23 protein-coding genes, 1 rRNA gene and 1 riboswitch are annotated in these 20,346 nt (G+C 26.1%); of the genes, 20 read left to right on the top strand and 4 right to left on the bottom strand.

Going from position 1 to position 20,346, the window contains the following annotated elements; genetic code table 11:
* From rrf to E6771_RS03470, 8 genes are all read left to right on the top strand, one after another.
* Positions 1–93 (top strand): 5S ribosomal RNA (gene rrf / locus E6771_RS03505); the annotation flags it as partial.
* A 74-nt stretch (positions 94–167) separates the two neighbouring features.
* Positions 168–1,388, top strand: coding sequence for an FtsW/RodA/SpoVE family cell cycle protein (locus tag E6771_RS03500; protein ID WP_316089704.1), 1,221 nt, complete (start codon positions 168–170; stop codon positions 1,386–1,388).
* A 172-nt stretch (positions 1,389–1,560) separates the two neighbouring features.
* A complete protein-coding gene (locus E6771_RS03495) occupies positions 1,561–1,761 on the top strand; it encodes a DUF896 domain-containing protein (protein WP_005950408.1) in 201 nt (66 codons plus the stop codon).
* Positions 1,762–1,779: 18 nt separating this feature from the next.
* Complete coding sequence (gene asnS / locus E6771_RS03490; RefSeq protein ID WP_316089702.1) at positions 1,780–3,171, top strand: asparagine--tRNA ligase; 1,392 nt, start codon at positions 1,780–1,782, stop codon at positions 3,169–3,171.
* A 57-nt stretch (positions 3,172–3,228) separates the two neighbouring features.
* Positions 3,229–4,227, top strand: coding sequence for an alpha/beta hydrolase (locus tag E6771_RS03485; RefSeq protein WP_316089700.1), 999 nt, complete (start codon positions 3,229–3,231; stop codon positions 4,225–4,227).
* Between the two features lie 128 nt (positions 4,228–4,355).
* Positions 4,356–4,901, top strand: coding sequence for a ribonuclease M5 (gene rnmV, locus E6771_RS03480; RefSeq protein WP_316089699.1), 546 nt, complete (start codon positions 4,356–4,358; stop codon positions 4,899–4,901).
* Between the two features lie 454 nt (positions 4,902–5,355).
* A complete protein-coding gene (locus E6771_RS03475; protein WP_316089697.1) occupies positions 5,356–6,060 on the top strand; it encodes a radical SAM protein in 705 nt (234 codons plus the stop codon).
* A 19-nt stretch (positions 6,061–6,079) separates the two neighbouring features.
* Positions 6,080–6,787, top strand: a complete 708-nt coding sequence (locus tag E6771_RS03470) for a queuosine precursor transporter (RefSeq protein ID WP_316089695.1) — start codon at positions 6,080–6,082, stop codon at positions 6,785–6,787.
* A 39-nt stretch (positions 6,788–6,826) separates the two neighbouring features.
* On the opposite strand, the gene E6771_RS03465 is transcribed toward E6771_RS03470, so the two are convergent.
* Together E6771_RS03465 and E6771_RS03460 are read right to left on the bottom strand one after the other, a co-directional pair.
* Positions 6,827–7,192, bottom strand: a complete 366-nt coding sequence (locus E6771_RS03465) for a hypothetical protein (protein ID WP_316089694.1) — start codon at positions 7,190–7,192, stop codon at positions 6,827–6,829.
* Positions 7,193–7,830: 638 nt separating this feature from the next.
* Positions 7,831–8,427 carry a tyrosine-type recombinase/integrase gene (locus E6771_RS03460; protein WP_316089693.1) on the bottom strand — a complete coding sequence of 199 codons (597 nt, stop codon included), beginning with the start codon at positions 8,425–8,427 and terminating at the stop codon, positions 7,831–7,833.
* Between the two features lie 176 nt (positions 8,428–8,603).
* Here E6771_RS03460 and E6771_RS03455 point away from each other — a divergent pair, with 176 nt between their 5' ends.
* The 8 genes from E6771_RS03455 to E6771_RS03420 all read left to right on the top strand — a co-directional run bounded on the left by E6771_RS03455 (position 8,604) and on the right by E6771_RS03420 (position 11,912).
* On the top strand, positions 8,604–8,846 hold the full coding sequence (locus E6771_RS03455) for a hypothetical protein (RefSeq protein ID WP_316089691.1): 243 nt from the start codon (positions 8,604–8,606) through the stop codon (positions 8,844–8,846).
* Between the two features lie 39 nt (positions 8,847–8,885).
* Positions 8,886–9,422 carry a hypothetical protein gene (locus tag E6771_RS03450; protein WP_316089690.1) on the top strand — a complete coding sequence of 179 codons (537 nt, stop codon included), beginning with the start codon at positions 8,886–8,888 and terminating at the stop codon, positions 9,420–9,422.
* On the top strand, positions 9,419–9,913 hold the full coding sequence (locus E6771_RS03445; protein WP_316089689.1) for a hypothetical protein: 495 nt from the start codon (positions 9,419–9,421) through the stop codon (positions 9,911–9,913). The genes E6771_RS03450 and E6771_RS03445 overlap by 4 nt, the downstream gene beginning before the upstream one ends.
* Before the next feature lie 44 nt (positions 9,914–9,957).
* Positions 9,958–10,347 (top strand): adhesion protein FadA, encoded by a 390-nt coding sequence (locus tag E6771_RS03440; protein ID WP_316089688.1) that lies wholly within the window; start codon positions 9,958–9,960, stop codon positions 10,345–10,347.
* Between the two features lie 48 nt (positions 10,348–10,395).
* A complete protein-coding gene (locus tag E6771_RS03435) occupies positions 10,396–10,791 on the top strand; it encodes an adhesion protein FadA (RefSeq protein WP_316089687.1) in 396 nt (131 codons plus the stop codon).
* Between the two features lie 111 nt (positions 10,792–10,902).
* A complete protein-coding gene (locus tag E6771_RS03430; RefSeq protein ID WP_316089686.1) occupies positions 10,903–11,337 on the top strand; it encodes a hypothetical protein in 435 nt (144 codons plus the stop codon).
* Positions 11,337–11,618, top strand: coding sequence for an HU family DNA-binding protein (locus tag E6771_RS03425; RefSeq protein WP_005950438.1), 282 nt, complete (start codon positions 11,337–11,339; stop codon positions 11,616–11,618). The genes E6771_RS03430 and E6771_RS03425 overlap by 1 nt, the downstream gene beginning before the upstream one ends.
* 9 nt (positions 11,619–11,627) lie before the next feature.
* Entirely contained in the window at positions 11,628–11,912 is a 285-nt protein-coding gene (locus E6771_RS03420; RefSeq protein WP_005950442.1) for an HU family DNA-binding protein, read from the top strand.
* A 125-nt stretch (positions 11,913–12,037) separates the two neighbouring features.
* Here E6771_RS03420 and E6771_RS03415 read toward each other — a convergent pair whose 3' ends face one another.
* Together E6771_RS03415 and E6771_RS03410 are read right to left on the bottom strand one after the other, a co-directional pair.
* Complete coding sequence (locus E6771_RS03415; RefSeq protein ID WP_316089684.1) at positions 12,038–12,619, bottom strand: HdeD family acid-resistance protein; 582 nt, start codon at positions 12,617–12,619, stop codon at positions 12,038–12,040.
* Between the two features lie 64 nt (positions 12,620–12,683).
* Positions 12,684–13,676, bottom strand: a complete 993-nt coding sequence (locus E6771_RS03410; RefSeq protein ID WP_316089682.1) for a hypothetical protein — start codon at positions 13,674–13,676, stop codon at positions 12,684–12,686.
* 155 nt (positions 13,677–13,831) lie between these two features.
* On the opposite strand from E6771_RS03410, the gene E6771_RS03405 reads away from it, so the two are divergent.
* From E6771_RS03405 to E6771_RS03390, 4 genes are all read left to right on the top strand, one after another.
* Positions 13,832–15,352, top strand: coding sequence for an ABC transporter permease (locus E6771_RS03405; protein ID WP_316089680.1), 1,521 nt, complete (start codon positions 13,832–13,834; stop codon positions 15,350–15,352).
* Positions 15,353–15,380: 28 nt separating this feature from the next.
* Positions 15,381–16,340, top strand: a complete 960-nt coding sequence (locus E6771_RS03400) for a Gfo/Idh/MocA family oxidoreductase (protein WP_316089679.1) — start codon at positions 15,381–15,383, stop codon at positions 16,338–16,340.
* Positions 16,341–16,457: 117 nt separating this feature from the next.
* Entirely contained in the window at positions 16,458–18,311 is a 1,854-nt protein-coding gene (locus tag E6771_RS03395; protein WP_316089677.1) for an ATP-dependent helicase, read from the top strand.
* A 206-nt stretch (positions 18,312–18,517) separates the two neighbouring features.
* Positions 18,518–18,696, top strand: a riboswitch (cobalamin riboswitch).
* 170 nt (positions 18,697–18,866) lie between these two features.
* Positions 18,867–20,345 (top strand): cobyric acid synthase, encoded by a 1,479-nt coding sequence (locus tag E6771_RS03390; protein ID WP_316089676.1) that lies wholly within the window; start codon positions 18,867–18,869, stop codon positions 20,343–20,345.
* Position 20,346: the final 1 nt, after the last annotated feature.

Genomic DNA, 20,346 nt, shown 5'->3' with positions numbered 1-20,346 from the left:
ACACCTGGTCCCATACCGAACCCAGAAGTTAAGCCCGTAAACGCTGAAAGTACTTGGAGGGAAGCCTCCCGGGAGGATAGGTACTTGCCAAGCTTTTTTATAATATTTTGTATAACTCTCCATTTGGGGAATATTTTTTTATTTTTTGAAGTTTACATGGAGGACAAATGGCTGATATAAACATTGATGATAAAAATATTTACCACAAGATAAATGTGCTCAAAAAAGGACAAAAAGAAAAAGAGGAAAAGAAAAGAAAAAAAAGGCGAAATATAACTATGATTGGATGTATTCTTATTTTAATTATATTGAGTGTTTTAAATATGTTGAGTGCAAGTTTTTATACTATCTATACTAGAGGTATAGGAATTTTTACTAATTATCTTATATATATGTTTATTAGTTTTGCTGCCCTAATAATTGCTGGAAGTATAAATTATAAGCAATATAATAAAAATGGTTTTAATTTATTTCTTTTGATAATAACAATAGGATTATTTTCATTTGTATTAATTGGAGCACAAATGTTTCCTAAAGTAGTTCCTAGAATAAATGGAGCTATTGGGTGGATTCGTTTATTTGGCTTCAGTCTGCAGCCAGCGGAATTATTAAAACTGCCCTTCATAATTCTTATTGCTCATATTTTAGAGAGATGTGAGAGAGATGGTGCTAAAAATCTTTCAATAGTTTTTTCTGTTATGCCTATAATGATTTTATTCGGTTTTTTTATAATGTTTCAAGACGACTTGGGAACAGTAATACATTATGTTGCTATATTATTATTTATGCTGTTTATGTCAAAAATAGATATAAAATGGATAGTTTCAGTGATAACTGCAGGTGTAGTGGGAGTTGCTGGTATATGTCTCTATATTTATCATTTAGGTGATGTTTCAGATAAGGGATATAAAATGAAGAGGATAGGAAGTTTTTTAAATGGTCTCATTAATAATGAATATGATAATGCAATTGGATACCAAGTAGGGCAATCTCTTTTAGCTTTTGGAAATGGAGGTATTCTAGGAAAGGGGTATGCAAATGGAGTACAGAAATATAGTTATCTTCCAGAAATTAGAACTGATTTTATTTTAGCCTCATATGGGGAAGAGCTTGGATTTATTGGAATGTTCATTATAATGATATTTTTCTTTTTGATATTTAATCTTATAAAAAGAAGTGCTATGGAATGTAAAAGTTACTTTGGAAAATATTTGGCAATAGGAATAGGAGGGTATCTTATAACTCAAGTATTAATAAATATTTATGTTGCACTTGGTATGCTTCCAGTATTTGGAATACCTATGCCCATATTCAGTTATGGTGGTACTTCCCTTATAACTATATTTTCAGCTTTTGGAATAATAGGAAATATAAATTCAGAAGAGTAGAAAAATTAGATATTTTAAATATAGATTTTTATAAAAAATGAATAACTTGCAAAAGTGGGGCTTTAATTCCCATCTCATATATGATATAATGACATTATTAATTTTTTATTATGAAAATTGAATATTTTATTTATATAGAGAATTAAATATATTTATAAAGGAGATAGTTAAAATGGAAATGAATAAAATAATAGAAAAAATAAATTATTTTACAAAGCTTTCAAGAGAAAGAGAGCTCACTCTTGATGAAAAAAAAGAAAGAGAATTATTCAGAAAAATGTATATGGAACAATTCAGGGCTCAAGTAAAAGGGCATTTAGATAATATAAAAATAGTAGATGGAGAAGTTGAAAACAGTACAAAAATAATATAAAGTTTTACGGGGGTAAAAATGGAAAAAGTAACAGTAAAGTCTCTATACAGAGATAAAGAAAAATTTATTGATCAAGAAGTAGAAATATCAGGATGGATAAAAAAGATCAGAGTTCAAAAAAACTTTGGTTTTATAGAGATTAATGATGGATCATTTTTCAAAGGAATTCAAATAGTATTTGATACAAAATTGGATAATTTTGATGAAATTTCACGTTTATCTATAATATCTTCAATTAAAGTAAATGGAAAATTAGTAAAATCTCAAGGAGCAGGACAAGATATAGAAATAGTAGCAGAAGGTATAGAAATATATCAAAAAGCCGATTTAGACTATCCTCTACAAAATAAAAGACATACTTTTGAATATTTGAGAACAAAAGCGCATTTAAGACCTAGAACAAATACATTTTCAGCTGTATTTAGAGTAAGATCAGTTATAGCTTATGCTATTCATAAATTTTTTCAAGACAATGGATTTGTATATGTTCATACTCCAATAATAACTGGTTCTGATGCTGAGGGTGCTGGAGAAATGTTTAGAGTAACTACTTTAGATTTAAACGATCTTCCTAAAGATGAAGATGGGAAAGTAGATTCTTCTAAAGATTTTTTTGGAAAGGAAACTAACTTGACTGTAAGTGGTCAGTTGAGTGGAGAAACTTATTGTGCTGCTTTTAGAAATATATACACATTTGGACCAACATTCAGAGCTGAATATTCTAATACAGCAAGACATGCTTCAGAATTTTGGATGATAGAGCCAGAAATAGCTTTTGCTGATCTTGAAGCTAATATGGAGCTTGCTGAGGCTATGGTAAAATATATAATCAAATATGTTTTGGAACAATGTCCAGAAGAAATGGAGTTTTTCAATCAATTTATTGAAAAAGGATTATTTGATAAACTTAACAATGTATTAAATAGTGACTTTGGAAGACTTACATACACTGAAGCTATTGAAATACTTGAAAAATCAGGAAAGAAATTTGATTATCCAGTAAAATGGGGAATTGATCTTCAAAGTGAACATGAAAGATATTTAGCAGAGGAATATTTTCAAAAACCAATTTTTCTTACTGACTATCCAAAAGATATAAAAGCATTCTATATGAAGCTCAATGAAGGTGGAAAAACTGTAAGAGCTATGGATTTACTAGCTCCTGGAATTGGAGAAATCATTGGTGGTTCTCAAAGAGAGGATAACCTTGAAATCCTCGAAGGAAGAATGAATGAGTTGGGAATGAACACAGAAGATTATGTATTCTATTTAGATTTAAGAAAATATGGAAGCTTTCCTCACTCAGGATATGGATTAGGGCTTGAAAGAATAATTATGTACATAACAGGAATGACAAATATCCGTGATGTGCTTCCATTTCCAAGAACACCTAATAATGCAGAATTTTAATTTGAATATTAATTAAGGGGATTCATGATGGTATTAAAGTTTTTTTTGCTCTGGCTAATGATTATATTAGGGATATTTTATATAATAACTTATCCATATAAATCAAAACTTCTTAGGAAACTGAAAAGAGTTAACAGCTTTGAAGAAGTTGAATTTATAAAAAATTCAGATACAAACTATTCTAATATATCGCAAGAAGAAATTAATAAATATATAACTTTAGAAGAAAAAAATATTAAAAGTTCTTTTGTGAATGAAGAAATGAAATATACTATTATTTCCCCTAAAAATAAGATAAAAAATAATATTCCCTGTTTATTTCTTCTTCATGGATTGAGAGATGAAAATAATGATTGGCTGGAAAAAGGAAAATTATTAGAAAACTATATTTCTTTGTTGAAAAAAGGTGAAATAAATCCAATGATATTTATTTTAGTATCTTCTGGAGGAGATGGGCAAAGTTGGTATTCTAATTTTGCTATAGAAAAAAATTATCAGTATGAAAATTATATAATAGGAGAGCTTATTCCAGAAATAAAAATAAAGTTTACTGAATCACCTTTTGGAATAGCAGGTTTTTCCATGGGAGGATACGCAGCTTTTAAATTAGGGCTTAAATATATAGAGATTTTTAAAGTTATTGGTAGTTTTTCAGGCGCAATAAACCTCATAAGAATGAGTGTTAATAGAAGAGTTATAAGATTATTTAAATTTATTTATATTCCTAAATTTCTTTTTACTGATGTTGATAAAAAACAGTTTGTAAGAGTTTTTGGTTCATGGGGATATAAAATATTGAAAGAAGATCCATATAGTATGATAAAATATATGAAAGAGGATAAATTAAAAAATAAATATTTTTATGCTAGTGTAGGAATAGAAGACAGAGTAAATCATTTAATGCTTCAGCAATGGCTAGATGTAATGGGGAGAATGAAAAAGAATAAATATAATTTTAGAGGATATTTATGTGATGGAGAAACACATACTTGGGATTATGTAGCTAGAGATATGGCTAATTTTCTAAAATTTTTTAATGAAAAAATAAATAAGTAATATATGAAATTCTTTGTTGATCTAAAAAATCTTCAAAGAGTTTTTTTTAAACTCTATTATTTTTCTGGTATTTCTGATACAATATATAGGTTGACAATTCAAGATAAAGAGATATTTGAGAGGTAATGATGAGAAAAAGTATAAAAGAAATAATTGTTGTAGAAGGAAGAGATGATATATCAGCAGTAAAAGCTGCTGTTGATGCTGAAATAATACAGGTAAATGGATTTGCTGTAAGAAAACAGGGAACTATTGAAAAAATAAGAGTGGCAAACCAAAAAAAAGGGATAATAATTCTTACTGATCCAGATCATGCTGGTGAAGAAATTAGAAAATATATACATAAATTTTTCCCAGAGGCAAAAGATGCTTATATCAGAAGAATAGAAGGAACAAAAGATGGAGATATAGGTGTAGAGAATGCCTCTCCTGAAGCTATTATAAAGGCATTAGAGAAAGCTAGATGTAGTGTGATGGAAGAGAAGACCACAATATTTACAATGGATTATCTAATGGATTGTGGACTTGTAGGAAGTGGAGATGCAAGTGTTAGGAGAGAAAAAGTTGGAGGGAAATTAGGAATTGGATATTCCAATGGAAAACAATTCTTATCAAGATTAAATAGATATGGAATAACTAAAGAAGAATTTGAAGAAGCACTGAAGAGTATCTGAATATAATAAAAATTAGAGAATGCCTTTTTAAAAAAATATTAAATTAAATTTTGATGGAATAATAATTATCAAATTACTTTTTATATAAAAAAGCAGATAAAAATTGCTCTATATTTAAAGGAAAGTCGGAGTAAGTCAGCTTTTAAAATTTTAATAATTATAGCAGTTAAAACTATTAGCTGCTTAATTGTTTAAATTATATAATTTTTTAAGATTTTTATAAAAATTTATGCAGAATAATATTAATAAGCATATACTTTTATAAAATTATTATTGACTTTTTATTAAGTTACATATAAAATATATTGTCAAATTAAATAAATCACTAAATCCTCTATTAAGAGGGAGATGTCCTAGCGTGAACCAACCATCTATAAAAAACTAGTCTTTTTTTATTTATGCAGGGTTTGGACTCTGCTTTTTTTATTGAAAAATTTTAGATTAAGGAGCAAAAATGGGAATAAGATACAATAAAATCACTGATAAACATCAAAGAGAAATAGTTCTTTTAAAAAGCTTTCCATGTAAATATGGAAAATGTAGTTTTTGCAATTATATAGAGGATAATTCTTTAGATGAAAAGGAAATTGATATTGTAAATATGGAAGCTTTAAAAAAAGTAACAGGAGAATTTGAAGTTTTAGAAGTTATAAATTCTGGATCAGTTTTTGAACTGACACCAAAAACTTTAGAAGAAATAAAAAGAATAGTTATAGAAAAGAGCATAAAAGTTCTTTATTTTGAAATTTATTATGGATATATAAAAAGACTCAAAGAAATTGAGAGATATTTTCCAGGAGTAGAAATACGTTTTAGAATGGGAGTAGAAACATTTGATAATGATTTTAGAGTGAGAGTATATAATAAAAACTTTATTATGAAAAATGAAGACATAGAGAAAATAAGTAAGGAATTATTTTCTGTATGTCTATTAGTATGTGTAAAAGGTCAAACAAAAGAAATGATAGAAAATGATATAAAAATTGCTTTAGAAAATTTTCAAGGGGTAACAATAAATATTTTTATTAATAATGGAACAGTAATAGAAAGAGATGATAATCTGGTGAAATGGTTTATAAAGAAATATTCATATTTAACATCTGATAACAAGGTAGAATTACTTCTTGATAACAAAGATCTAGGAGTTTTTGAACAATAAATAAATTATAGGAGGGAAAATGAGAAACGAATTTTTGTGGGCAGTAATGCTGCTGATAAATTTTTTAGCAATAATATTTGCTTATTCTAGATTTGGAAAAATAGGATTGTATATTTGGATACCAATTTCAACTATATTAGCTAATATTCAAGTAGTTATGTTGGTGGACTTATTTGGATTTGGTACCACTCTAGGAAATATACTTTATGCTGGCGGATTCTTGGTGACAGATATTCTTGCTGAAAATTATGGAAAAGAATATGCCAAAAAAGCTGTAAAAATAGGATTTTTTTCTTTGTTGGCAATGACATTAATAATGCAGGTAGCTGTAGCATTTATACCTTCTAATGTGGAGGAAGGTTTAATTACTTTCAATGGGGTAAAAAGAATATTTGATTTTATGCCAAGAATAGCAGTAGCTTCCCTTGTATCTTATTGGATATCTCAAAGTCATGATATATGGGCATACGAAATGTGGAAAAAAAAGTTTAGTGAAAGAAAACATATTTGGATTAGAAATAACATGAGTACATTGATAAGTCAGCTTATAGATAATACTATTTTTACACTGATAGCTTTTTGGGGTATTTATCCTAAAGAAGTATTATTAGAAATATTTATCACTACTTATTGTATGAAATTTATAGTAGCAGTTTTTGATACACCATTTGTGTATATTGCTAATCATTTAAAATTAAATGGAAAAATAAAAGAAACAGAGTTATAAATAAAAAAAGGAAAACTCGCATATAGAGGATTCCTTTTTTTATATTAAACTTTCATCAATACAAAGACTTATTTTATTTTCAAGTTTCTCTTTTAATTCTTTTGTTATAAGAATATTTTGGATTTTTCCATTCTGAATATAATAAAATAACTTCATATTTTCTTTTACAGATATGATGCTGTTTGTATATACTTTTATTAAATTTTTCCATTCTCCCATATTGTCACATACTTTTTTTAAGAACTGAATTTCTCTAAGAAGAATATCAAATATTTCTAGAGGGAAATTCTGTTCATTTTCATTAAATAAAAATTTTACTACAAGATTGTTATTCTCCTCAAGATGATCTAACAAAATATTTAAATCGAATTTCTTAAATAAATTTCTCTTTTTAAGTTCTGTCATATTATCACCTCTAAAATTATAAATTAAATATATACGTGATGTGATTATTAATGTATTTTTAAAATACTGTTTTTATGATGAAAATTTTATATAATAAAATATGATTTTTTTTGTATGTCATAATAATTCTATGCATTCATTTTATTATGTAAAAAATAAATAAATATCAAAATATAATAAATTAAAATAATATTGAATAAAATAATTGATTTTGAAATTCAGAAATTAAAAAGAAATATTTATAATAAATAAAATATTTGAGAAATAAAATTTGTAAAATTAAGACTTGATACAAAATGTATAGTCGGATTTTATATAAAAAATATATATTTTTGATTGCTAAAATTTTATTTTTAAATTAAAGTATAAAAGATAATTTAAAAAGTATTTATCTAGTCTAAAAACGAATTTATACGATGTGAAAATATATTTTTTAAAATATAAATTGTTTTTTAAAAGGAAGAAAGTATGTTTTTAATAATACCTAGTATATAAGCATTAATAAGAAAATAATGATTAATATAAATATCTTATATTAACCATTTCTCTTTTTTATGATATCGTATTTTTAAAAATAAATCAACTATTTTTTTTAAATAAATTAACTATTTTCTTTCTATAAACTTAAAAAATTGAACTCATATCTTGAATTTATCATATACTTTGTTAATCATTTCTTGCTCTATTCCTATATATTTTAATGTTTGTTCTGCTGAAGAATGATTAAATATAGACATTACCAATGCTATGTCTAAAGTTCCTCTATAAACTGTGTGCCCCCATGTTTTTCTTAAAGAATGAGTTCCAATGGGATATGCAATATTTAAATCTGCCTTAGCCTGATTTAAATATTTACTTATTGAGACAGTTGAAATAGGCTTATCAAACAATTCTTTTACATATTTTCTATTTAAAGATTTAAATAAAAATCCTTTTTCTCTAGAATAACCTAATGTCTCATAATATCTCTTTAATTCTTCAATTGAATTCTGACAAACTGTATTTAACTTAATCTCCCTCATCTTTTTAGTTTTCTTCTCTTTTAATTTCACAACATACTCCACGTTAATATCTTCAAATCTTATTTTTGACAAATCAGAAATTCTTAAACCAACATTTACACCTATATTTATCAATGCTAAAATTACAACTTTATCATTTAATTTAAAATATTTTCTTAATTTTTTTAAATCTTCCTTACAAATATATTTAACTTCCTGTCCTCTTTTATCCATTTTTTTCTCCTTTTTTATTTTTTTTGAAAATTACTATAAATTCATCATTAGATTACGGTTAATGGTTAATATAAGATATTTTTATTACCTAATGAAAAAATGTAATTTAATAAAAGAAGTTGCAGCTTCTTTTAGACTATTATAAATTACGAATAAGATCAAATTGGGAGGGAATTATGAAGAAATTAAGTTTTTTGTTTCTATCAGCCATTTTAGTTGTGAGCTGTTCAAACGCTAAACAAAATAGTGATGATCCTTTAGATATTCTTAATCAGAGAAGAAGAGAATATTATGAAAAGGAAAAAGAAAAAGAAGCAGAACAAGCTAGAAAAGCTGCTGAAATCTCTAGAATGACAGAAAAAGAAAGAAATGAATATGAAATTCAGAGAATAAAAGAAAAAATTAAAGAAATTAAATAGAAAAGTTTTCTTTAAAACAAAATATCGGGAGGATTTTTAATGAAAAAAATTTGTGGAATAGTATCTATTATTGCTGCTGGGATATTAATAACAGGATGTAATGATACTGGTAATAAAAATACTAATAATGGTTCTGCACAGATTACTTTAACTGAAACAGAAAAGCAAAAAGATAAAGATGAAGTTGCAAGAATATTAGTTTATAAAGCATTGTTAGAAGAGGTTAAAAAGGCTGAATTTTCACCTGAAGAACTTGAAAATATTCAAATAGCTCAAAATCAAATTAAAATAAATTATTTTATAGAAAGAGAGTTAAAAAATAAAACTCAAATCACAGATGAAGAAGCAGCAGATTTTTATAAAAGGCATAAAGAACAATTTGATGATAAACCTTTAGAAGAAATGCTTCCAATATTATATAAAAGTTTAGCTGTAGAAAAGTATAATCAAGCACAAGTTGAGTACTATAATTCTATAATTGAAAAATATAAATTGAATGATATATTGAAAAAAGAAGGAATTATTAAAGATGAACAAACAGAAAAGATTGATGGGAAGGAAGTGGAAAAAATATGAAAAAGACACTTATAATTTTGGGTTCTTTACTATTAATAAGCTGTTCTAACAATAATGCTGGAAATACTTCTAATTTGTCAGAAAAAGATATGCAAAGAGAAAGATTAGTTAAACTGGCAATAGAGAAAAAAGAAAAAGAGGAAGCAGCTAAAAAAGAAGAACTAAGACAGAAAGCTCTAGCAGAAGAAGCAGAAATGAAGCAGAAAGCAGCTAATAGAGAAGCTGAATTAAAACAAAAAGCTTTAGAGAAAGAAGCAGCTATGAAAGAAAAAGCTGAAGAAACTAAAAGACAGGAAGCTTTAAGAGTACAGAAAGCTAAAGAAGAAGCAGCAGCAAAAGAACAGGCTCTTAAAGATCAAAGAATGTCTAGAGAAGAGATATTTAGAGAAATAATTAATATAAATAATGAATTAGATGGAAAAAATATAAGCAAGGAAAGAATAAAGGAATTGGAAAAAAGACTTGCTGAATTAGAAAAATTAAACAAATAAAAAAGTTTTCTAAACAAAACTATATTATAAACTTGGAGGTAAACATGAAAAAACTATTAGTAGTAGGAACAATTTTATTATCAGCATCAGCATTTTCTACAGGGGTGACAGCAGAATTTGAAAGCCGTTTCAATACTCTAGAACAAGAATACAATATGCTTATGCAAAAAGAAGATGAGAGATATAATTCTGAAAAACAAATAGCTGAAACTGCAAAAGCAACTTTAGCTAAACAAAGAGAATTATATAACCAAATTTCAACTAAAGCAGGGAAATTAGGACAAATCAAAGATGTTAAATTCTACAAAGAACAATATGGAGAATTAGCTAAAAAATATCAAGATGCACTTAAAGAATTAGAAGGACAAATGAAAGAGCAAGAAAGTATCATCAACAGATTCCAACAATTACAAGCTGTAAAAGAAGGAAAATAATTATATTTTAAATACAAAAGAAAATAAAATCAGGAGGAAAGTATTATTATGAAAATAAAAACAACTATGTTATTAGGAGCAGCATTATTATTAGTATCAAGCGTATCTTTAGCAGCACCAACACCAGCAGTAGATTCAAGATTTTCTCAATTAGAAGCAGAATTAAAAATGCTTGAGCAAAAAGAAAATGAAAGATTCAAAGAAGAAGAACAAATAGCAAAATCGGCTCAAAATAATTTAAATGTACTTACTAATCTTAGAAATAAATGTGGAGAAAGAATTAACTACATGACTTCTATGGAAGGAAGAAGTATCTATTCTAATGAAATGAAAAACTTATTAAAACAATACCAAGGTTTTCTTACAGAAATTGATAAACAAGCTAAAGTAGAAGAAAGAAAAATATTTGAATTTAATCAATTAAAAAGTTTAAGAGCAGAGTAATTTGTTTAACTATATTCTCTTAGATATAGTTAAATGGGTGGAGAATTAAGAGTAAATTCTCTTAATTCTCTCTCATTGATTAAATAGGGAAAGAGAAAGTGAGATATAAAAATGAATTATTTAGACTCAAAGTTGATTTTATATTTGTATTTGGTAGGTATATTTTTTATAATATTTATATTTATTAAATTAAAAACTGCTTTAGCAATAAGGAATTTAACTAATAAAATTGGAGTGAGATTTTACTATAAATTCTTAGGAAATATACAATGGCTGAAAGAACAAATACTCATGGGTAAATATTTAGAAATGAAATATTTAAATGCAGTAGATGATAAAAACAATTCAAATATAATAATATTATTGGAAAAAAAAGAAGAAAGCAATATTATAAATATTTATTCAGCTAAAAATAAGACAATAATAATTAAGAATTTAAAATTAAATGATCAAAGATTTAGAAAATTTATTGAATTTCTTCCTAGAACACTAGCAGAAGATGATTTTTCGAAAGAAAGCGAAACAAAAGACTTAGGGAGGGAATAATGAAAGAGAAAGATTTTATAAAAGTTTACAAAGAAGAAAGAAATCTAAAGAACTTAAAAGAAGCTCAACATAGAATTTCAACTTTTTGGGAAACTGTAGAAGAAATACTTCAAGAAGATAAAAAATTAGTATTCAAAGGTTGGGGAATATTTGAAATAAAACCTGTAAGAGCTAGAGAATACTGTGATCCTAGAATAAAAAAAATTAAGAAAACTTTACCTAAAAATAAATTGGTTTTCAGACAGGGAAAAATACTTAAAGAAAATATCAATGTTGACTAGAGGGGTACTATGAATAAGAAAGATTTTATTAAACTATACAGAAAAAAATTAAATAATTTAACAATTGCAGAAGCAAAAGAAGATGTAGAAGCAATATTGGAAATTATAGAAGCTGGTTTAAAAAAAGATGGTAAGGTACAATTCTTCAATAAAGGAGTATTTACTGTTGGAAATATAAAACCTAAAACTATAAGTAATCCAAAAACTAGAGAACTTATGCAGACAACTGAAATGAAAAAAGTAAAGTTTAATGCTTCATTTAAGTTAAAAGATAAAATTCAAGATAAAAAATAATTTATTAAATGTTTTATCTTTAATTATGAGTTTAACGGTAAAGATAATGAGAATATATTGCATTTCTAAGACAATTAATGCAATGAAAAAGAGACAAGTTCCAATTGAACTTGTCTCTTTCTATTTTATGCTCTTTTAATTTGAATACTATATATTATAAATAGTATTCCCATAAATAAAAGATAAAATCCAATGGTAATAGGAAGTAAGTACCCCATTAAAAGAGGGCAAACTACTAATAAAATACCAAAGATTATATCTAGAATACCTCTCATTACTAAAATGGATCTTATATTATGTACTTCTGGTATTTCATCAGCAATAGCTTTTCCTCTTGTAAATATAAGTGAAAAACCTCTGAATAACATAAGTATACCTAAATATATTAGAAGTATTACAGCACTTTCAAAAGGGTTGTAGAATATTGAAATAGCAGCTAGAATATCAATTATACCACTCACTAATACTATTCCCCAATGAAAATATTTATTTTTTCTTCCTTGGTATGCATAGTAAATATTGAGAAGCCCCATTAACAAGAATCCCCAGCTTAAAACATAAATAAGAGAAATAGAAAAGCCAAGTGGATTAAATATTCCAATCAAACCTGTTATTGCAAGGAGAATACCAATTATAAGATAGTAATACCATATTTTTTTTAAGCCTCCTAAATCAAACACATCAATATAAAATTTTTCATTAGCCATAAGACTACCTCCAGTAAAATTATTTGTCTAATTTAGGTATTCAAATTTAATACAATTTTCCTTTTTAATCAGTAAAAAAATTTAATATAAAACTTTCTACTGCTATTTCATCATCTAATGTTCCATTTTTTATATTATATTCAGCATACAAAAGTTCTTCCAATTTTTTTTCTATAAATTCTGAGCTGAAAGTATCGATATTTTTAAATTTTAAAAATATTTGATATGGATGCATAAATCCATTATCTTTTTTAAAATATTTTTTTGTGTTTTCAAAAATAGAATCATTAAATTTTTTATAAGAAGTATTTTTAGTTATTATAGATTCTTTTGAAAGATAGTTAAGCTTAAGGTTAATAAGAAGCTCTTCAGTAGTAATATATAGAAATCCCATATATTCTTTTTCTTTTTGCAGGAATTCTAAAAGAGGGGCAGTTTTTTTATTATAAAGAAAATCCTCTATTAGAGTTCGATGATTATACTCTTTAGTAATAGAAAGTATAGGCATGACTTTAGAAAGATTAAATTTATCTCCATCTAAATAATTTTTAACCTTTTCGACTTCATTTTTTATTTTGAAAAAATCATCACCAATAATCTCTACAAATTTTTCAGCTTCATACTCAGATATATTTAATTCATGCTGGAGGTAGAAAATAACAGCTTTTTTTTCATTTTCTTTTCTATAACAAATTATTTGCGCTATTTCACTAATAGAATCCATAGTTTTTTTTGATAATGGATTTTTAATTTTTCCATAATCATTTAAAAATTCTTCGTATATTATTATGATTTCTTTTTGAGAAAGATTAAAAAGCTTTAAAGATTTAAAAAAGTTTTCTATATTTTTTATCTCTTCAGCTCTTCTTAAAATTACTAACTCTTTAGGATTAAAAATAGAATTAGTAGAAATAGTTTGAAGAAAATTTTCATCTTCTTTTTGTGAAGCATCAAAATATTTTTCAGGGATATTAGGAAATTCATTTTTAATTTTATTTAATAACTCTTCATATTTTATTTGAAGAGGAGAAGTGTCACCATGTAAAAAATAAAGCATTTTTCCTCCTTAGAAAAGAACTGTCTTAAAAATTATTACATCTTCAGTATATCATAAGAAAAAAAGATTATAAAGGGATTCTTAAAGAGAGATTGAGAGAAACTTCATATAATGCTATAATAGGATAGAAAGCGAAATTTGAAAGGAATGCTGGAATGAAGAATAGAGAAAAAATAAAAATTTATATAAATATATTTTATGCACTAGTATGGTTTATCCCTTTATATTTTTTTATGAAAGATTTTTTTAAAGTAGAGGATGTAAATATTATTTTTGAAAAAAAAACTCTTGATATAATTTTATTTTCAATAAAACAAGGGGTGTATTCAACAGCAGCAGCTCTTCTTATAGCAATTATACCAGCATATTTTGCAGCTTATGAAAAAGGGATAGTAAGCAGACTTCTTCATGGCCTTCTTTTTATCCCATTCTTTTTTCCAATAATATCTACAGTCACAATATTTTCAATTATTTTTAATATAGAATTTTTCAAAAATCTGGGAATATTGTATTCACTTAAAGCTATTATCATAGCCAATGTATTTTATAATTCACCTATATTTATAAAGTACATCAGTGAAGGGCTGAAAAGAGTGCCTAAGGAGCTCATAGAGGCTTTAAAAATGGAAGGAGCAGGAAATATAAGAATATTTTTTTCAGGACAGCTTCCATTAATACTGCCACAGATATTTAGAGGATTTATTTTGGTGTTTACTTATTGCTTTACAGGATTTGGAATAATTTTATCTCTTGGAGGGATAAGGTTTTCTACCTTAGAAGTGGAAATAGCATCTACACTTATGGGAGAACTTAATTTTTCTAAGGCAATGATTTTTGGAATGATTCAATTTCTTATATTAATAATGCTTAATTTAACAGGAGTATTTGTTAAAGAGTATGAACTGGAAGGAGAAGCAGAATATAAAAAACAAAATATATTCTTTAGAGGATATTCAATTATTTATCTGTTTTTGCAATATTTAATAGTTGCTTCAAGCTTTCTTTTTTCTTTCTATAATTATTATACTGGAGAGTTTTCAATTAAAGCTTATTTGAGAATATTTTCAAAAGATTTCAATGAAGATTATGAAGTGATAAAAGGAATAATAAATTCTATAGGAATATCTGCAGCAGTAAGTTTTCTTTCAATAATAGCAATTTATTTTATAATTAAAAATTACAGTAGAATAACAGATGTAATAATTTTTTCAAATCTTGGAATATCAGGAGCTTTTTTAGCAGTAGCACTTTTTTATTTAAATGTGCTTTTTAATGTTCCTTTGCTCTTATTACTTGGAACAGGATATATTCTGGTAAGTATTCCAATTGGTTATTCTTTTATGTATCAATATATAAAAAAATTTCCAGTAAATATTCTGGAGAGTTCTTTATTAGATTGCAGCAATGGATTTGAAAGATTTATATACATTGAATTTCCAATTTTAAAAAATATTTTTTTATCAGCATTTCTGCAGATATTTGCAATTGTTTTTGGAGAATTTACAATAGGATATACTATGCAGTTAGGGGATATAGTTCCTGTAGCTTCATTAGTAAACTATTCTCTGGTATCTAATAAAAAATATTTAGAAAGTGCAGCTTTTAGTTCAGTGATACTTTTGATAGTATTTTCATTATTTATTTTAGGAGAGTATTTAAAGGATAAAAAACAGTAAAATATATTATAAATTCATGGAGGGAAAAATGGTAAGATTTGGAATAATAGGAACAAGCAGTATAAGTGATAAATTTGTAGAGGCATTGAAAACTATAAAAAAATGTGAAGTAACAGCAGTATATTCAAGAAGTGTGGAAAAAGGAGATTATTTTGCTACAAAACATGATGTAAAAACAATATATCTCTCATTGGAAGAAATGGCTGAAAGTCAGAAAGTTGATGCAGTGTATATTGCTTCTCCAAATGGACTTCATCCATCACAGGCCATAAAAATGATGGAAAATGGAAAACATGTGATTTGTGAAAAGGCCATTGCTCCAACAGTAAAAGAATTGGATGAAATGATAAGAATTGCAAAAGAGAATAATGTAGTACTGATGGAAGCTATGAGACCTACTTTAAATCCAAATTTCAATATAATAAAAGAAAATTTGGAAAAAATAGGACCTGTAAGAGGTATAACAGCTAGTTACTGTCAGTATTCTTCAAGATATGATAATTTAAAAAAAGGAGAACTTACAAATATATTTGATCCAAAATTTTCTGGAGGAGCATTATATGATATAGGAGTTTATCCATTGTATTTTACTATTGGTATGTTTGGAGTACCAGATGAATACATAGGAGGAAATTATCTGGTAAGCAGCGGGGCAGATGGATATGGAAATATAATTTTAAAATATAATGATAAAATAGCAAGTATTACATATTCAAAAATAACTGATTCAAAAGTACCTTCAGAAATTCAAGGAGAAAAGGGTTCTATAATAATTGAAAAACTTTCTACTGTAAAAGGGATAAAAATATTATATAGAGATGGAAGAGAAGAAAAAATAGAAGTAGAGATACATAAAAATGATATGGTTTATGAAGTAATGGAATTCATAAATCTTATCAAAAAAGGAAAACTTGAATCTGATACAAACAGCCATAAAAATTCGAGAAAAGTAGTTGAAATTATGGAAAATCTAGCTAACAAAAACTAGGAGGAGAGTAAAATTTTTGAAGCATTTTTTAAGATATTTCATAAATCAAAAGAAAAAGAAGAAATAAAATTTTCCAGAAAAAATGAAGAGAATACAAAAATTAAAAATGAAGAAGAATTGAAATATTTTATAAAAAAACTTGAAAAGCATGAAGTCAAAGATTTTAACAAAGATATTCTGACTGGAAAATATAAAATAAATTATTACAATGAATTAAATGAAGAACAATTGAGGGCCTTGACTTCTCTAGAAGGACAATATTTAGTAATAGCTGGTGCAGGTTCAGGAAAAACTAGAACAATAGTATATAGGACAGCTTTCATGATAGAAAGAGGAATACCAGAAGAAAATATTTTAATGCTTACATTTACAAAAAAAGCTGCTTTGGAAATGAAAGAAAGATTGAGGCATCTTGTTTCAGATAAAGAGAAGGAAGTTTCAATTTCAACATTTCATTCTCTTTGTGCTGAATTGCTTACAAAATATAAGAATATATTTGGAATAGAAAAACTTAATATTATAGATGAAAATAAAAATAATGCTGTAATAAGTCTGCTTATTCGAGAATATGCATTAAAAAAGAAAAATAATGGCAAATTTCTTTCAGAAAAAAGAGTAATTGAGATATTTGAAGCAATAAGAAGCAGAAAAAAAAATATAATAGAATTTTTATCTAAAGAAGAAAGGATCTATTTAGATGATTTAGAATTTTTAAAAATTAAATACAGGAAGTTTAAAAAAGAATTTCAGATATATGATTTTGAAGATTTAATAGAAAAGGTATTAGAAAAATTAAAATCAAATAAAATTTTTCTTAAACTTTTAAGAGAAAAATATAAATATATAATAGTAGATGAATATCAAGATACTAATTCTATTCAAAAGGAATTTTTGAAAATCTTGGTAGGTATGGAAGGAAACATAATGGCAGTGGGAGATGATTATCAAAGTATATATGGATTTAGAGGAGCAGATTTTAAAAATATTCTTAGGTTTGGTAAAGATTTTCATAACAGTAAATTGATAAAATTAGAAAAAAATTATAGAAGCAGTGATGAAATAATTCAATATGTGAATAAAATATCTGAAGATTTTCTTTTGAAATACAATAAAAATACAAAAGGAACTATGAAAAAAGGAGAAAATCCACATATTATAAGTTTTCTCAATGAAGAAAAGCAAGGGGAATTTATCTGCAGAAAAATAAAGGAACTGGAGGAAAGAGGAATTCCCTATGAAGAAATAGCTGTTCTTTATCGTAATAAATATATAGTTCATAAATTGGAAAGATTAATGAAAGAAAAAGATATACCTTTTAATTTACAAGAAGATAAAGAAATTTTTTTTGGAAGTCCTTTAGATATTTATTTAAAAATACTAGAGGTATGGAATGATAAGGAAAATATTTTAAAATGGGAAGAATTAATAAGAATACTACCAAAAAATTATTCATATTCTGTATTGAACATAACAAGAAAAAAAGAAACTGAAGATAAATTATTAAATAAATTAATAAAAATAAGTGATAAAATATCAAATTATTCCATAGAAGAAATATTAAATAAATGTGAAAAGCTTACATTTGAAATTCTTGAAATAAAAACGGTATTTTCTAAGGAAGAAATAGATTTTTTTAAAGAAGTAAAAAGCAGTATAAGAAAAAAAGAAGATTTAGAAACCTATATAAAAGAATTAAGAAATATTTTAAATATTGAAAAGAAGATAACCAAAGGAAAAGTTTCTTTATTATCTGTGCATAGTTCCAAAGGATTGGAATGGGAAGCAGTATTTATACCAACATTGCTGGAAGGAATATTTCCAAGCAATATTGGAGAAAAAAATCTAGAAGAAGAAAAAAGATTATTTTATGTAGCCTGCAGCAGAGGAAAAAAATATTTATATCTTTTGTATCCAGAATATTTCTATGAAAAAGTTGGATATTTTGATAAAAAATCTTCTTTTTTAAAATAGGTATATAGAATAATTAAATATCTGTAAAAATAATATAAAATTAATTTTAAAATTTATATGTGTTTTTATTTATAAAATACCTATTTTTGTTTTATAAATTAAATAGATTAATTTCTCTCAATATAATCATTTTCTGCATAGTTCTCAGTGATTTAAGCCTTTAAAAAGCTTGACTAAAGTATTAATAATTTGTATAATTAGTATGTGAAAAATAAATTTTTTAAGGTTTGCATATCTGCGATTAAAAGGGAAGATAAGTGAAAAACTTACACGGTCCCGCCACTGTGAAGATGACGAAAACAGGTTAACCACTGAAATATTTCGGGAAGGGCTGTTAGTAGAATGAATCTGAGTCAGGAGACCTGCCTTAAAGACTTTAACTATCCTGCGGGGACGGGAAGTGTATATTTACTATACTTCTCTCCAGTATTAAATTTGGAGGAGAAAAAAAGTGCTTGAGTATTTTATAGTGGCTAATAATATATTTAAAATGACAGTATCAATTTTTTAATTGATACTTTTTTTAGTATAAAAATATTCATGAGGGAGTAGATTATGAAACATAGAAATATAATGATAGTAGGAACATCATCTGGAGCTGGAAAGAGTATAACTGTAACAGGACTATGTAGGATTTTTTATAATGATGGATATAGTGTAGCCCCTTTCAAATCACAGAATATGGCATTAAACTCATTTATAACAAAAGATGGAGATGAAATGGGGAGAGCTCAGGTAGTTCAGGCTATGGCTGGAAAAATTGAACCTCAAGCTTTTATGAATCCAATTTTGCTGAAACCTACAACTGCTAAAAAGATACAAGTTATAGTAAATGGAAAATCTATTGGAAATATGAGTGGATTGGAGTATGGAAAATTTAAACTTACTTTGAAACCAGAATTAATGAATTCATACAATAAAATTAAAGACAACTTTGATATATGTGTAATAGAAGGAGCAGGAAGTCCAGTAGAAATTAATATTAAAGAAGAGGATATAGCCAATATGGGAATGGCTGCTATGGCAGATGCACCTGTAATTTTAGTTGCAGATATAGATAGAGGTGGGGTATTTGCTTCTGTATATGGAACAATAATGCTTATGACCCCAGAAGAAAGAGCCAGAGTAAAGGGAGTAATAATAAATAAATTTAGGGGAGATGTAGAAATACTTAAACCAGGATTAAAAAAATTGGAAGAACTTACAGGAGTTCCAATTGTGGGCGTGCTTCCATACAGTGATGTAGATATAGAAGATGAAGATAGTCTAACAGATAAATTTAAAAAATCAAAAAATACTAAGGGAATAAAGGTTTCTGTTATAAAACTAAAACATATTTCTAATTTTACAGATTTAGATGCTTTAGGTATACAGGAAGATGTAAGCATAAATTATATAACTTCAGCAGAAGAATTAGGAGATGAAGATATAATTGTCATACCTGGTTCTAAAAATACAATAGATGACCTGAAAGATTTAAAGGATAGAGGAATCGCTGTTGAGATTATAAAAGCTTCAAGAAAAGGAACTGTAATAATAGGAATATGTGGTGGTTTCCAAATGCTTGGAGAAAGAGTAAAAGACCCATATGGAATTGAAAGTGATATTAAAGAGATACCAGGATTAGGTATATTAGATATGGAAACTATAATGGAAAAAGAAAAAAATACAACTCAGTATTCAGGAGAATTTAATAATACAACTGGGATTATTTCAGGATTAAATGGAATAAAAATAAAAGGCTATGAGATACATCAAGGAGTTACAGCTGGAAATGAAAGAGTAGTGACAAATGATGATCATATAGTTGCAGTGGTAAAAGATAATATATTTGGAACATATCTTCATGGAATATTTGATAATGAAGAAGTGACAAGAAGTATATTAAATAAGATAAGAGAGAAAAAAGGCTTGGAAAAAATGGAAGCAGGAATAACCTTTGATGAATATAGAGAACAGGAATTTGATAAACTTGAAAAAATATTTAGAAAAAATTTAGATATGAAAAAAATATATGAAATACTAGGTGAGTAGA

Origin of the sequence: Fusobacterium sp. (assembly GCF_032477075.1) — a bacterium.
Lineage (GTDB): Bacteria > Fusobacteriota > Fusobacteriia > Fusobacteriales > Fusobacteriaceae > Fusobacterium_A.
Note: the sequence above shows the minus strand (reverse complement) of the source record. Positions and strands in the feature narration are given on the sequence as shown.

Excerpts from the sequence above, each read along its gene's own strand:
- E6771_RS03410 (WP_316089682.1), bottom strand. The coding sequence starts at position 13,676 with ATGCTTTATTTTTTACATGGTGACACTTCTCCTCTTCAAATAAAATAT.
- E6771_RS03450 (WP_316089690.1), top strand. The coding sequence starts at position 8,886 with ATGAAAAAAATTTGTGGAATAGTATCTATTATTGCTGCTGGGATATTA.
- rnmV (WP_316089699.1), top strand. The coding sequence starts at position 4,356 with ATGAGAAAAAGTATAAAAGAAATAATTGTTGTAGAAGGAAGAGATGAT.
- E6771_RS03485 (WP_316089700.1), top strand. The coding sequence starts at position 3,229 with ATGATTATATTAGGGATATTTTATATAATAACTTATCCATATAAATCA.
- E6771_RS03435 (WP_316089687.1), top strand. The coding sequence starts at position 10,396 with ATGAAAATAAAAACAACTATGTTATTAGGAGCAGCATTATTATTAGTA.
- E6771_RS03460 (WP_316089693.1), bottom strand. The coding sequence starts at position 8,427 with ATGGATAAAAGAGGACAGGAAGTTAAATATATTTGTAAGGAAGATTTA.
- E6771_RS03390 (WP_316089676.1), top strand. The coding sequence starts at position 18,867 with ATGAAACATAGAAATATAATGATAGTAGGAACATCATCTGGAGCTGGA.
- E6771_RS03430 (WP_316089686.1), top strand. The coding sequence starts at position 10,903 with ATGAATTATTTAGACTCAAAGTTGATTTTATATTTGTATTTGGTAGGT.
- E6771_RS03405 (WP_316089680.1), top strand. The coding sequence starts at position 13,832 with ATGAAGAATAGAGAAAAAATAAAAATTTATATAAATATATTTTATGCA.
- E6771_RS03415 (WP_316089684.1), bottom strand. The coding sequence starts at position 12,619 with ATGGCTAATGAAAAATTTTATATTGATGTGTTTGATTTAGGAGGCTTA.
- E6771_RS03465 (WP_316089694.1), bottom strand. The coding sequence starts at position 7,192 with ATGACAGAACTTAAAAAGAGAAATTTATTTAAGAAATTCGATTTAAAT.
- E6771_RS03400 (WP_316089679.1), top strand. The coding sequence starts at position 15,381 with ATGGTAAGATTTGGAATAATAGGAACAAGCAGTATAAGTGATAAATTT.
- E6771_RS03455 (WP_316089691.1), top strand. The coding sequence starts at position 8,604 with ATGAAGAAATTAAGTTTTTTGTTTCTATCAGCCATTTTAGTTGTGAGC.
- E6771_RS03425 (WP_005950438.1), top strand. The coding sequence starts at position 11,337 with ATGAAAGAGAAAGATTTTATAAAAGTTTACAAAGAAGAAAGAAATCTA.
- E6771_RS03420 (WP_005950442.1), top strand. The coding sequence starts at position 11,628 with ATGAATAAGAAAGATTTTATTAAACTATACAGAAAAAAATTAAATAAT.
- E6771_RS03475 (WP_316089697.1), top strand. The coding sequence starts at position 5,356 with ATGGGAATAAGATACAATAAAATCACTGATAAACATCAAAGAGAAATA.
- E6771_RS03440 (WP_316089688.1), top strand. The coding sequence starts at position 9,958 with ATGAAAAAACTATTAGTAGTAGGAACAATTTTATTATCAGCATCAGCA.
- E6771_RS03470 (WP_316089695.1), top strand. The coding sequence starts at position 6,080 with ATGAGAAACGAATTTTTGTGGGCAGTAATGCTGCTGATAAATTTTTTA.
- E6771_RS03500 (WP_316089704.1), top strand. The coding sequence starts at position 168 with ATGGCTGATATAAACATTGATGATAAAAATATTTACCACAAGATAAAT.
- asnS (WP_316089702.1), top strand. The coding sequence starts at position 1,780 with ATGGAAAAAGTAACAGTAAAGTCTCTATACAGAGATAAAGAAAAATTT.
- E6771_RS03445 (WP_316089689.1), top strand. The coding sequence starts at position 9,419 with ATGAAAAAGACACTTATAATTTTGGGTTCTTTACTATTAATAAGCTGT.
- E6771_RS03495 (WP_005950408.1), top strand. The coding sequence starts at position 1,561 with ATGGAAATGAATAAAATAATAGAAAAAATAAATTATTTTACAAAGCTT.